Raw genomic sequence first — 12,583 nt, 5'->3', positions numbered from 1 at the left:
GGTGGTTAGTCCTCCCCCAGGATCTGCGGCACCTTGAAACGCTGCTGCTCCTGGGCCGGGGCGCCGGAGAGCGCCTGCTCGGGGGTGAGCGACGGACGGACCTCGTCCGCCCGCATGACGTTAGTCAGCGGGAGTGGGTGCGAGGTCGGCGGTACGTCCTGGTCGGCGACCTCACTGACGCGTGCGACCGCGCCGATGATGTCGTCCAGCTGTCCCGCGAAGTGCTCGAGCTCTTCGGGCTTCAGCTCCAGACGCGCCAGCCGTGCGAGGTGGGCGACCTCCTCGCGCGTGATGCCAGGCATGCAGCGATCCTCTGGGGTGAGTGCGTGTGGTGTGGGGCGGGGCTGGCCGTGACGGCCGGCCCCAATCCTATGGGGCATGGCCGGATAGCCGTTAAACGGTTTCCCGTAACCGCCGGCAACGGGTACTCCCCGGACCGCGCCGAAGGACGCCCGGGCAGGTCACTCCGCTGCCGGCAACGCCGCCCTCGGCCGCTGCCAGCCCCGCGACCCGCGCGCCAGCAGCCACGCCGTCGTCTCCTCCGGCGGCATCGCCGCCGCCACCAGCCAGCCCTGTACGGCGTCGCAGCCCATGTCGCGCAGGCGCTCCCACGTCTCGTCGTCCTCGACGCCCTCCGCCACGACGAGGAGACCCAGGGAATGGGCGAGGTCGACCGTGCAGCGGACGATCTCCGCGTCCTCGGTGTCCACGGCCAGCTTGGCCACGAAGGAACGGTCGATCTTCAGTTCGCTGACGGGGAGGCGGCGCAGGTGGACCAGGGAGGAGTAGCCGGTGCCGAAGTCGTCCAGGGACATCTTCACGCCGTGCGCGGTCAGTGCGGCGAGGGTGTCCGCCGCCCGCGAAGGGTCCTCCAGCAGGACGTGTTCGGTGATCTCCAGCTGGAGCGATCCCGCCGGGACTCCGTACCGGGCCAGCCGGGCGGCGACGGAGCCGGCGAATCCGGGAGTGTGGACGTCACGTGGGGAGACGTTGACCGCGACCGGGACGAACAGGCCCTGCGCACGCCACTCGGCGACCTGCGCGAGTGCCGTGTCCAGGACGTACTCGGTGAGGTACGGCATCAGCCCGGATGACTCGGCGATCGCGATGAACTCGTCCGGCGGCACCTTCCCGCGTTCCGGGTGCACCCAGCGCACCAGGGCTTCCAGACCGGCGACCTGCCCGTCGAAGCGGACCTTGGGCTGGTAGTGCAGCTGTACGTCGTGCGCGTCCAGGGCCCGGCGCAGATCGCCGAGCAGCCCGAGCCGGTCGGGGGTGTTGGAGTCCCGCTTGGACTCGTACACCTCTACGCCCGTACGGTCCCGCTTGGCCTGGTACATCGCCACGTCCGCCCGCCGCAGCAGCCCCTCGGCGTCCACGGCGTGGTCGGGGAAGACGGCGACCCCGGCGCTGGCCTCCAGGACGAGGGTGAGTCCGTCGAGGTCGAGCGGGGAGCTGAGGGCCGCGACCAGGTTGCGGGCGACCCGGGTCGCGGAGGTCGTGGAGTCGGCGACCGGCAGTAACACGGCGAACTCGTCGCCGCCGAGCCGAGCCGCCTCGGCCCCGCGCGGCAGCGCGACCCGCAGCCGGTCGGCGATCTGGAGGAGCAGCCGGTCACCGGCGAGATGGCCCAGGGTGTCGTTGACCGAGCGGAAGCGGTCGAGGTCGATGAGCATCAGGGCGGCCCGGGCGCCGATGCGCTCGGCGTCGTCCAGGGCGGTCCAGATGCGTTCCAGGAGCCACTGCCGGTTGGGCAGTCCGGTCAGCGGGTCGCGCAGCTGCTCCTCGGCCCGGGCCCGGGCCATCCACAGCGTGGAGTCGAGGGCGATCAGGGGGATCGCGAAGAGCGGGAGCAGCAGGGGCTTGGCGGTGGCGACCACGCAGACCAGCGGGGCGATGCCGAGCAGCGCGACCGCGACCAGTCCCTGTCTGACCAGGGCGGTGCGGGCCAGCGTGGGCAGACCGGCGTGGCGCGAGGAGTGCAGGTACCAGCCCAGGACGCGGGTGACCGCGAGATACGCGGCGGCGACGAGCACCACCTCGGGTCCGGTGTAGAAGGACCAGGTGTCCGGGTTCCAGGGGGTCTCGACGGACGGCGACTGGCCGAACCCGGCGAGGACCAGGGCGCCGACGGCTATGCCGAGGATGTCCACCGCGCCGTGCAGGATGCCCTGCCGCCAGCGGTGGCGCCGGGCTATGCCGACCAGCAGGACGACGGTGAGGCTGACCATTCCGGCGGGCACCCAGCCGTACAGCAGCAGGACGGCGAGTGTGAGGGCGGCGCCCGAGCCGGTGCCGCCCCACCAGCGGGCCCGGCCGAGGGCGACGAGGTGGCCGACGATGACGCCGGTCAGCACGGCCAGCGCCCAGCCGACGGTGCCGGACGGGAAGAGGGCGTGGGTGCCGGTGAACGCCCGGTAGAAGCCCGCGCCCAGCACGAATCCGGCCGCCGCGACGACCGCGGTGGGCAGCGCGGGCCAGGCGGACGACTGCCGGTCAGGTTCGGAGCCCGGCATGCCGGGGACGTGCTCGGCGGTGAGCTGTGTGGTTCCGGGGCCGCCGGCCGCGGTGTACGGCCCCGCGACGCGCCCCTCCGTGCCCGGGCGCCGCGAAGACTGCCCGGACCTCCGGCTCGCCCGCCATGCGCCGGTGAACCGGCGCAGCCATGAGTCCGGGGCGGCGCTCTCGGTCGGTTCCATTCCCGTCCCTCTCACAGCCGGCGGTGCCCACGCCACGCGGCTCGTTCGCCCGACAAAACCCTCGACGGCGCCGCGTTGGAGAACACTTCCCCTTGCTCATCAGGAGCAGGGGGATGCCCCGACCGCAGCTGGGCACGGCAGGCGCACATCTCAACAGTAGGCCGCAGAAGGCTTCCACGGGCAGCGGTCGTCGACGGTTGCCTGAATGCGCCCCGGCCACCCGTATGCATCTGGTATGCGCCGATCGGGTGGCCTTCAACCGCCGCTCCTCGCTACTCCTCCGTGGGAAGCGCCACATCGGTGGCCGCCTCCGGGCCCTGTTCCAGCAGGACGTCAAAGCCGTCTTCGTTCAGAACAAGCACCTTGAGTTGCATCGCCTTGTCGTACTTCGATCCTGGATTGTCACCCACAACAACGAAAGACGTCTTCTTCGAAACCGAACCGGTCACTTTCGCCCCTTGGGTCTGCAGCGCCTCCTTGGCTCCGTCGCGGGTGAAGCGCTCCAGGGTTCCGGTGACCACGACGGTGAGCCCTTCGAGGGGGCGCGGGCCCTCGTCCTCCCCCGAACCCTCCTCCTCCATGCGCACACCGGCGGCCTTCCACTTGCGAAGGATCTCCTGGTGCCAGTCCTCCGCGAACCACTCCTTGAGGGACTTCGCGATGATCGGGCCGACTCCGTCGGTGTTCGCCAGCTCCTCCTCGCTCGCCTGCTCGATGCGGTCGACCGAGCGGAAGCCCCGCGCGAGCGCCTCGGCGGCGACCGGGCCGACGTGCCGGATCGACAGGCCGGTGAGGACACGGGCGAGCGGACGCTCCTTGGCCGCCGCGATGTTCTCCAGCATGGCGACGGCGTTCTTCTTCGGCTCGCCCTGCTGGTTGGCGAAGACCGTGGCGACCTTCTCCTCGCCGGTCTTCGGGTCGCGCTTGGGCAGCCCGCTGTCCTGGTCGAGGACGTACGCCTTGATGGGCAGCAGCTGCTCGATGGTGAGGTCGAACAGGTCGCCCTCGTCGGTCAGCGGCGGCTGCTTCGGCTCCAGCGGCTTGGTGAGGGCCGCCGCGGCGACGTACCCGAAGTTCTCGATGTCCAGCGACTTGCGGCCCGCGAGGTAGAAGAGTCGCTCACGCAGTTGGGCGGGGCAGGTGCGGGCGTTGGGGCAGCGCAGGTCGATGTCGCCCTCCTTCATCGGCCGCAGCGGGGTGCCGCACTCGGGGCACTTCTCCGGCATGACGAAGGGCTTCTCGCTGCCGTCGCGCAGATCGACGACCGGACCGAGGATCTCGGGGATCACGTCACCGGCCTTGCGCAGCACCACGGTGTCGCCGATGAGGACGCCCTTCAGCTTGACGACGTCCTGGTTGTGCAGGGTGGCGAACTCGACCTCCGAGCCGGCCACCGTCACCGGCTCGACCTGGGCGTACGGCGTGACCCGGCCCGTACGGCCCACACCCACACGGATGTTGATGAGCTTGGTGTTGACCTCCTCCGGCGCGTACTTGTACGCGATCGCCCAGCGCGGGGCGCGGGAGGTGGAACCGAGGCGGCCCTGGAGCGGGATCTCGTCCAGCTTGACGACGGCCCCGTCGATCTCGTGCTCCACGGAGTGGCGGTTCTCGCCGAAGTAGGCGATGAACTCCCTGACGCCGTCGAGGTCGTCGACCACCCTGTTGTGCTTCGCGGTGGGCAGGCCCCAGGACTTGAGGAGGTCGTAGCCCTGGGAGAGACGGGTCATGCCGTCGTAGCCCTCAAGGGCGCCGATGCCGTGCACGACCATGTGCAGGGGGCGGGTGGCGGTGACGCGCGGGTCCTTCTGGCGCAGCGAACCGGCCGCCGCGTTACGGGGGTTGGCGAAGGGCTTGTCGCCGGCCTCGACCAGACGGGCGTTGAGCTCCTCGAACTTCTCCATCGGGAAGTAGACCTCGCCGCGGATCTCCACGAGGTCGGGAACCCTGTCGCCGGTCAGCCGGTCCGGGATCTCGGCGATCGTACGGACGTTGGGCGTGATGTCCTCGCCGGTGCGGCCGTCACCGCGGGTCGCAGCGCGGGTGAGACGGCCCTGCTCGTAGGTGAGGTTGACGGCGAGACCGTCGACCTTGAGCTCGCACAGCAGGTGGTAGCCGGTGGTGCCGACGTCCTTGGCGACCCGCTCGGCCCAGGCCGCCAACTCCTCGTCGCTGAAGGCGTTGTCCAGGGAGAGCATGCGGGAGCGGTGCTGGACGGACGTGAACTCCGTCTCGTACGCTCCCGCGACCTTCTGGGTCGGCGAGTCGGGCGTGCGCAGCTCGGGGTACTCGTCCTCAAGGGATTCGAGGGCGCGCAGGAGCTTGTCGAAGTCCGCGTCGCTGACGACCGGGGCGTCGTTCACGTAGTACCGGAAGCGGTGCTCCTCGATCTGCTCAGCGAGCTGCGCGTGCTTCTCCCGTGCCTCGGCGGGCACCGTCGTTTCCGCTTGCTTGTCGCCGGCCACCGTATGGTCCTCCCGTTACTCTGGGTTGTCCGCGAGGGATCTCGCCGCCTGGACGCAGTGGGCGAGAGCCCTGCGCGCGTAGTCGGGGGAGGCCCCCGCGAGTCCGCACGACGGAGTCACCGTGACCGCCTCCGCGAGAAGAGCCGGATGCAGTCCCAGCCTGCGCCACAACGTCCTGACACCCATGACGCTACCGGCAGGGTCTGACAATGCCGTGTCCGTGCCCGGCACGACACCGGCGAAGAGCCTCGTCCCCGCTTCCACCGCCTCACCGATCACGTCGTCGTCACGCTCGGTGAGGAGCGAGAAGTCGAAGGAGACCGCCGCCGCTCCGGCCCTCCGCAGCAGGGCGAAGGGGACGTCCGGCGCGCACGAGTGGACCACGACGGGCCCGCCCGCGTGAACCCCGACGACGTCGCGGAGGGACGCCTCGACGACCTGACGGTCGACGGCCCGGTGGGTGCGGTAGCCGCTGGCGCTCCTCACGTGCCCCCTCAGCACCCCGATGAGGGAGGGCTCATCGAGCTGGAGCACGATCTGCGCGCCCGGGACCCTTCTGGCGACCTCCTCCAGGTGCAGCCGCAGCCCCTCCGCGAGCGACCCGGCGAGGTCCCGGCACGCGCCGGGGTCGGAGAGGGCGACCTCCCCGTTCCTCAACTCCAGCGCGGCGGCCAGCGTCCAGGGCCCGACGGCCTGCACCTTCAGCTGTCCCTCGTACTCCTGCGTGAACTCCTCCAGCGAGTCCAGGTCCTCCCCCAGCCAGGAACGCGCCCGCTTCGTGTCCCGGCCCGGCCGGTCCCCGATCCGCCATCCGCTGGGCTCCACGCGCGCGTACAGCTCGACGAGCATTCCGGCGGTACGGCCGATCATGTCGGCGCCGGGGCCGCGGGTGGGCAGTTCGGGAAGGAACGGGAAGTCCTCGAAGGAGCCGGTGGCTGTTCTGGCGGCCTCCCTGGCGTCGCCGCCGGGGAGGGAGCCGATGCCGGTGGCGGGGGCGAAACTGAAGTCTGCGGTCACGTGCGAAGCCTACGTAGGTGACCGGGGGAGGTTTTTCGCCCCCGCCGCCCCTTCCCGTCCCGCCCCTTCCCGTCCCTGGGGGCTGCGCCCCCAGACCCCCCATCGGCCCGAAGGGCCTCGTCCTCAAACGCCGGACAGGCTGAGATCAGCCCCTCCGGCGTTCAGGGAGAACCGTCACCGCCCCGGTCGTACCGTCACGTCGTTGATCTCCGCGTCCCTCGGCAGGTCGAGCGCCATCAGGATCGTCGTCGCCACCGACTCCGGGTCGATCCACCGCGACGGGTCGTACTCCTTGCCCTCCTGCTGGTGGACCTTCGCCTGCATGGGGCTCGCGGTGCGGCCGGGGTAGACCGAGGTGACGCGGACGCCGTTCGCGTGCTCCTCGTGGCGCAGGGAGTCCGCGAGGGCCTTCAGGCCGTGCTTGGAGGCCGCGTACGCGGACCAGTCGGCATGCGCGTTCAGCCCCGCGCCCGAGTTCACGAACACCACGTGGCCCCGGGCCGAGCGGAGTTGGGGCAGGAAATGCCGGGTCAGCTCGGCCGGCGAGATCAGGTTGACGTTCAGCTGGTGGCGCCAGGTCTTCGGGGTCAGGTCGCCCACCGGACCGAGGTCGACCACGCCCGCGATGTGGAGCAGCGAGTCCACCCGGTCCGGCAGCGCCTGGTGCGAGAAGGCCCAGGAGATCTTGTCGGGGTCCGCCAGATCCGCGACCAGGGTCCTCGCCCCGGGGAACTGCGCGGCCAGTTCCTTCGCACGGCCCGCGTCGCGCGCGTGCAGCACGAGTTCGTCCCCGCGGGCGTGCAGACGACGGGCCACCGCCGCGCCCATGCCGGAGCCCGCTCCGGTGATCACATGTGTAGCCATGGCGCCATGCTCGCACCACGGTGTCAGCGCGTGCCGAGCGACTCCTCCAGGTACGCCAGCGCCCCCACCGGCTCCTCCGCGAAGAACACCAGGTCGGTCAGGGGAAGCGGCAGGAACCCCTCCGTCTCCATGCGGCGGAACTGCTCCTTGAGCCCGTCGTAGAAGCCCGCCGTGTTCAGCAGCACCACCGGCTTCTCGGTGTGCCCGTGCTTCTTCAGCTCCAGAATCTCGGTCGCCTCGTCGAGGGTGCCCGTGCCGCCCACCATGATCACCACGGCGTCGGCCTTCTCCAGCAGCAGCCTCTTGCGTTCGGCAAGGTCCTTGGTGATCACCATCTCGTCGACCCCGGGACGGGCCTTGCCGGCGAGGAAGTCCACGGAGACCCCTACGAGCCGCCCGCCCGCCTCCTGCACGCCGTCCGCGACGACCTTCATCAGGCCCACGTCGGAACCGCCCCACACGAGGGTGTGCCCGCCCTTGCCCAGCAGTTTCGCGAACTCCCGCGCGGGGCGCGTGTAACGGTCGTCGAGGTCGGCGGCGGAGAGGAAGACGCAGATTCGCATGACGTCACCGTACGGGGGAACAACGGGCGGCCCGCGAGTGCTTTTCCGGTATGGCCGAAGGACACACGATCACCATCGAGCAAGTCGACCGGCACGTGCGCGTGGTGCACGGCGAGCAGGTTCTGGCGGAGAGCGCACGGCCGCTGGTCCTCAAGGAGACGGGCTCTCCCGTGCGGTACTACCTGCCCGCCGAGGACGTCCGGCTGGAGCTGCTGACCCCCTCCGACACCCACACCTACTGCCCCTTCAAGGGCACCGCGTCCTACTGGTCCCTGCCGGACGCGCCCGACCTGGTGTGGTTCTACCCCGAGCCGAAGCCCGCCGTCGCCGAGATCAAGGACCACCTCTGCTTCTACGAGGTGGAGGTCGACGCCGACGTGTCCTGACCGATGATTTCCGTGTCCTGCGGCAGTCTCCACAGGCATGGACAACAAGACCTTCTCGCGCGACGGCACACCGATCGCGTACGACCGCTCCGGGCAGGGCCCGGCGGTCATCCTCGTCAGCGGCGCGATGTCCACGGGCGGCACGGTCGCGCCCCTGGCCGTGCCGCTGTCCGAGCGGTACAGCGTCCTCGTGTACGACCGCCGGGGCCGCGGGAAGAGCGGCGACACGGCTCCCTACGCGGTGGCCCGTGAGGTCGACGACCTCGCCGCGCTCATCGAGGCGGCGGGCGGCGAGGCGTGTCTGTGCGGTGTCTCGTCCGGCGGCGCACTGGTTCTGGAGGCGACGGCGAGCGGGCTGCCGGTCCGCAGGGTCGCCGTGTACGAGACGCCGTTCGCGGACTTCCTGGACGGTGGCGCCGAGCAGAACGCCGAGTACACCGAGAAGCTGACGACCGCCCTGGCCGAGGGCCGGCGCGGGGACGCGGTGGAACTGTTCCTGAGGCTCACCGGCATGGGCGAGGACATGATCCAGGGCGCCCGCCACTCCCCCATGTGGTCCGGCATGGAGGCGGTCGCCCCCACACTCGCCTACGACAACTCGGCGATGGCCGGCGGCCTGGTCCCCCGTGACCGGCTGGCCTCGGTCGCGGTCCCGGTGCTGGCGGTCGCGGGCGGCGCGAGCCCGGAGTGGATGCGCGAGGGGACCAGGGCGGTGGCCGAGGCGGTGCCGAAGGGGTCGTACCGCGTCCTGGAGGGCCAGACCCACATGGTGGACCCGGCCGCCCTGGCACCGGTTCTGGCGGAGTTCTTCGCGGTCTGACGGCCCGGCCACGCGCGCGGAGGGTTCAGGCCACGTCGGCCGTCGCGCGCGTGGTCGACGCGATGGTCGCCGAGCCCACCACGCGCGTGCCGTCGTACAGCACGATCGCCTGGCCGGGAGCCACCCCGCGGACCGGCTCGGTGAAGGAGACCTCCAGGGTGCCGTCCACCAGCTCCGCCGCGACCTCGGTCTCGCCGCCGTGGGCGCGCAGCTGGGCGGTGTAGGTGCCGGGGCCCGCCGGAGCGGTGCCGCACCAGCGGGGCCTGATCGCACGCAGGCCGGTGACGTCCAGGGCGGCGGCCGGACCGACCGTCACCGTGTTGTCCACCGGTGAGATGTCGAGGACGTAGCGAGGCTTGCCGTCGTCGGCCGGGGTGCCGATCCTCAGGCCCTTGCGCTGGCCGATCGTGAAGCCGTACGCGCCCTCGTGGGTGCCGACCTTCGCGCCCGCCTCGTCGACGATGTCGCCCTCCGCCTTCCCCAGGCGGGAGGCGAGGAAGCCCTGGGTGTCGCCGTCGGCGATGAAGCAGATGTCGTGGGAGTCGGGCTTCTTGGCGACCGCGAGGCCGCGGCGCTCGGCCTCGGCGCGGATCTCGTGCTTGGTGGTGACGGTGTCGCCGAGCGGGAACAGGGCGTGCGCCAGCTGCTTCTCGTCCAGGACGCCCAGGACGTACGACTGGTCCTTCGCCATGTCCGAGGCGCGGTGCAGCTCCCGGGAGCCGTCCTCACCCACCAGAACCTTCGCGTAGTGGCCGGTGCACACCGCGTCGAAGCCGAGCGCGAGCGCCTTGTCGAGCAGGGCGGCGAACTTGATCTTCTCGTTGCAGCGCAGGCAGGGGTTGGGGGTGCGGCCGGCCTCGTACTCGGCGACGAAGTCCTCGACGACGTCCTCGCGGAAGCGGTCGGCGAGGTCCCAGACGTAGAACGGGATGCCGATGACGTCGGCGGCGCGGCGGGCGTCGCGCGAGTCCTCGATGGTGCAACAGCCGCGCGCGCCGGTACGGAACGACTGCGGGTTCGCGGAGAGGGCGAGGTGGACGCCGGTCACGTCATGGCCTGCCTCGGCGGCGCGGGCGGCGGCGACGGCGGAGTCCACTCCTCCGGACATGGCGGCGAGAACACGGAGAGGGCGCGGCATGGTGTCAGTCATAACCCCTCAAGGGTAAGGGGGCGCGGGAACCGAAGCCCACGAGTATCCGTTGAGGATCGCATGGGGGCGAAACAGGCATCCGAGGACGGCGACCGGCGCATCGGCCGCCGTGCCCTGCTCGTCGGCGGTGCGGCAGCCGCCGTGGGCTCGGCCGTGCTGGCCCGGGACGAGCTGGCGCGGCTGTGGTGGCGGGCGCCCGGGGTGGAGAAACCGCGCGTCGAGGGCGCGGTCGACTTCCGCGGCGCGCGGTGGGTGGCGGCGTCCGACGCGAACTGGCGGCGCGCGGACCGGCCCGACGACTACGGCGTGGACATGGTGGTCATCCATGTCACCCAGGGCAGTTTCGCGAGCGCGGTGAAGGTGTTCCAGGACCCGGGGCACGGTGCGGCCGCGCACTACATCGTCCGCAAGGACGGCCGCATCACCCAGATGATCCGCGAGCTGGACGTGGCGTACCACGCGGGCAACCGCGCCTACAACGAACGCAGCGTCGGCATCGAGCACGAGGGGTTCGTGGACCGGCCCGAGGACTTCACGGACGCGATGTACGAAGCCTCGGCGCGGCTCACGGCCCGGATATGCGCGCGGTACGACATACCCGTCGACCGCGAGCACATCATCGGCCATGTGGAGGTGCCGGGGACGGACCACACCGACCCGGGCGAACACTGGGACTGGAAGCGGTACATGCAGCTCGTGCGCAGGGCGCGGAGTGCCCCCGCCCAGGTATGAACTTCCGGCAAGGACGGCGCGCCCGACATGTCCCGCACCACGATCATGACCTGCGGACCTTCAACCTGACTTTCCCTCAAGGGAGTTGACCGGGCTCCGCCTTCACAGCTTCCCGGGCCCGCACCTAGTTTCACCTCAGCATTCGCACAGGCCGTGGCCCGAGGCTCCCTGGCCATGACACACACCACAGAGCCGGGCAGAGGCGCACACGCTCGAGACGGCCGGCAAACCAAGGGCGAGCACACCAAGGAGAGCGGCGGCCGCAAGGGGCTGCACCGAAGGAAGTTCCTCGGCGGGATGGCCGGGGTGGGCCTGGGAGCCGTGGGGGCGGCGGGCGCCGCGTTCTCCCTGCTGACCGAGGGCACCCGCAACAAGGCGGCGGCCGCGACGGACGGCACCCTCACCATCCCGGACCTGCTGGAGGGCACCACGTCCGGCGGCACCACCACTTTCACCCTGGCGGCACAGACCGGCAGCGCCGAGGTGCTCAGCGGCGTCACCAGCACCACCGCCGGTTACAACCAGTCGTTCCTCGGCCCCACCATGAAGTGGACCAAGGGCGACACCGTGCTGCTGAACATCACCAACGGCCTCTCCGAGGACACCACCGTCCACTTCCACGGCGCCCACATCCCGGCCAAGATGGACGGCGGACCGCAGAACGCCTTCGCCGCCGGCACCACCTGGTCCCCCACCTTCACGGTTCTGGACGAGGCCAAGACCCTCTGGTACCACCCGCACGCCCTGGGAACCACGGCCAAGCAGGCCACCCACGGCCTGGCCGGGATGATCATCGTGGAGGACGACTCCGACACATCGGCGGCGCTGCCCAGCGACTACGGCGTGGACGACATCCCGCTGATCTTCCAGTGCCTGGCCGTGGGCAGCACCGGCGACATCAAGTACGACCAGGCCGGCTACCTCACCTCCGGCCTCAGCTACCCCTTGCTGGTGAACGGCGAGAACGTCGACGACACCACGCTCGCCTTCTCCGCCACCAAGACCCGCAACCGCTTCCGGGCGCTCAACGCCTCACCGTCGGACATCATCACCATCCAGCGCAGCGACGGCGGCACACTGACGCAGATCGCCACCGACCAGGGGTATCTGGCCGAGGCCGCCGAGGTGACCACCATCCGGCTGGTGGCCGGTGCGCGTGCCGAGTTCGTCATGGACGTCAGCGCCGACGTCACGCTCCAGGCGGTCGTCACGACCGGCTGGATCCGCGGCGGCTCCGGCACGTACGACTTCCTCACCGTCGCGGCGGGCGGCACCGACACCCCGGCCGACCTGCCGAGCACGCTCAACACCATCGAGCGGTACGACACCTCGGACTTCACCGCCCGCACCATCACCCTCAGCAACACGGGCGCGACGATGAAGATCAACGGTTCGGCCGGACTCACCATGGCCGGCATGGCCATGATCAGCACCACACTGGGCTCCAAGGAGATCTGGACGATCACCAACGCCAGCCAGTTGGAACACTCGTTCCATCTGCATGACGTGCCGTACCAACTCATATCGATCAACGGCGCGAAACCCACAGGGGTCGAACTCGGCTGGTACGACACCTTCGAGGTCGTCGGCGGCGGCACGATCGAGATCGCCATGGAGTTCACCGACTTCGCCGACGACACCTACATGTACATGCTCCACTGCCATCTGCTGCAGCACGAGGACGAGGGAATGATGGCGTCCCTGATGGTCACGGAGAGCTGACCGGACCGGACGACCGGGTCTCGTCAGCAGGCCGCCGCCGGCAGTGGAAGTGCCGGCGGCGGCCCCCGGCCCGACGTACGGGGCCAGGTCTTTGATGGCGGTCACGGTCGACTCTTGAGCACGAGGGTGCCGCACGTCAGGGCCGCGAGCGGGGCGAAGACCTGC

Annotated in this window: 11 protein-coding genes; 4 read left to right on the top strand and 7 right to left on the bottom strand. The window is 70.6% G+C overall.

Going from position 1 to position 12,583, the window contains the following annotated elements:
* Positions 1-5: 5 nt before the first annotated feature.
* The 6 genes from gatC to OHT57_RS34785 form a co-directional block, all read right to left on the bottom strand.
* Positions 6-302 carry an Asp-tRNA(Asn)/Glu-tRNA(Gln) amidotransferase subunit GatC gene (gene gatC, locus OHT57_RS34810; protein ID WP_007384860.1) on the bottom strand — a complete coding sequence of 99 codons (297 nt, stop codon included), beginning with the start codon at positions 300-302 and terminating at the stop codon, positions 6-8.
* Positions 303-461: 159 nt separating this feature from the next.
* Positions 462-2,699 carry a putative bifunctional diguanylate cyclase/phosphodiesterase gene (locus OHT57_RS34805; RefSeq protein WP_328750725.1) on the bottom strand — a complete coding sequence of 746 codons (2,238 nt, stop codon included), beginning with the start codon at positions 2,697-2,699 and terminating at the stop codon, positions 462-464.
* Between the two features lie 272 nt (positions 2,700-2,971).
* On the bottom strand, positions 2,972-5,164 hold the full coding sequence (gene ligA, locus OHT57_RS34800; RefSeq protein WP_328750724.1) for an NAD-dependent DNA ligase LigA: 2,193 nt from the start codon (positions 5,162-5,164) through the stop codon (positions 2,972-2,974).
* Positions 5,165-5,179: 15 nt separating this feature from the next.
* A complete protein-coding gene (locus tag OHT57_RS34795; protein ID WP_328750723.1) occupies positions 5,180-6,181 on the bottom strand; it encodes a methionine synthase in 1,002 nt (333 codons plus the stop codon).
* Positions 6,182-6,355: 174 nt separating this feature from the next.
* A complete protein-coding gene (locus OHT57_RS34790) occupies positions 6,356-7,045 on the bottom strand; it encodes an SDR family oxidoreductase (protein WP_328750722.1) in 690 nt (229 codons plus the stop codon).
* A gap of 23 nt (positions 7,046-7,068) precedes the next feature.
* Complete coding sequence (locus OHT57_RS34785; protein WP_328750721.1) at positions 7,069-7,608, bottom strand: TIGR00730 family Rossman fold protein; 540 nt, start codon at positions 7,606-7,608, stop codon at positions 7,069-7,071.
* A gap of 50 nt (positions 7,609-7,658) precedes the next feature.
* On the opposite strand from OHT57_RS34785, the gene OHT57_RS34780 reads away from it, so the two are divergent.
* Together OHT57_RS34780 and OHT57_RS34775 are read left to right on the top strand one after the other, a co-directional pair.
* Positions 7,659-7,994 carry a DUF427 domain-containing protein gene (locus OHT57_RS34780; protein WP_328750720.1) on the top strand — a complete coding sequence of 112 codons (336 nt, stop codon included), beginning with the start codon at positions 7,659-7,661 and terminating at the stop codon, positions 7,992-7,994.
* 37 nt (positions 7,995-8,031) lie between these two features.
* Positions 8,032-8,814: an alpha/beta fold hydrolase gene (locus OHT57_RS34775; protein WP_328750719.1), complete on the top strand. Its 783-nt coding sequence runs from the start codon at positions 8,032-8,034 to the stop codon at positions 8,812-8,814.
* A gap of 25 nt (positions 8,815-8,839) precedes the next feature.
* Here OHT57_RS34775 and mnmA read toward each other — a convergent pair whose 3' ends face one another.
* Positions 8,840-9,964, bottom strand: a complete 1,125-nt coding sequence (mnmA, locus tag OHT57_RS34770) for a tRNA 2-thiouridine(34) synthase MnmA (RefSeq protein WP_328750717.1) — start codon at positions 9,962-9,964, stop codon at positions 8,840-8,842.
* A 60-nt stretch (positions 9,965-10,024) separates the two neighbouring features.
* Between mnmA and OHT57_RS34765 the strand changes: the two genes are divergently transcribed.
* On the top strand, positions 10,025-10,696 hold the full coding sequence (locus tag OHT57_RS34765; protein WP_328750716.1) for an N-acetylmuramoyl-L-alanine amidase: 672 nt from the start codon (positions 10,025-10,027) through the stop codon (positions 10,694-10,696).
* 174 nt (positions 10,697-10,870) lie between these two features.
* Positions 10,871-12,418: a multicopper oxidase family protein gene (locus OHT57_RS34760; RefSeq protein WP_328750715.1), complete on the top strand. Its 1,548-nt coding sequence runs from the start codon at positions 10,871-10,873 to the stop codon at positions 12,416-12,418.
* The last annotated feature ends 165 nt before the right edge of the window (positions 12,419-12,583 follow it).

The organism is Streptomyces sp. NBC_00285, from assembly GCF_036174265.1.
Lineage (GTDB): Bacteria > Actinomycetota > Actinomycetes > Streptomycetales > Streptomycetaceae > Streptomyces.
Note: the sequence above shows the minus strand (reverse complement) of the source record. Positions and strands in the feature narration are given on the sequence as shown.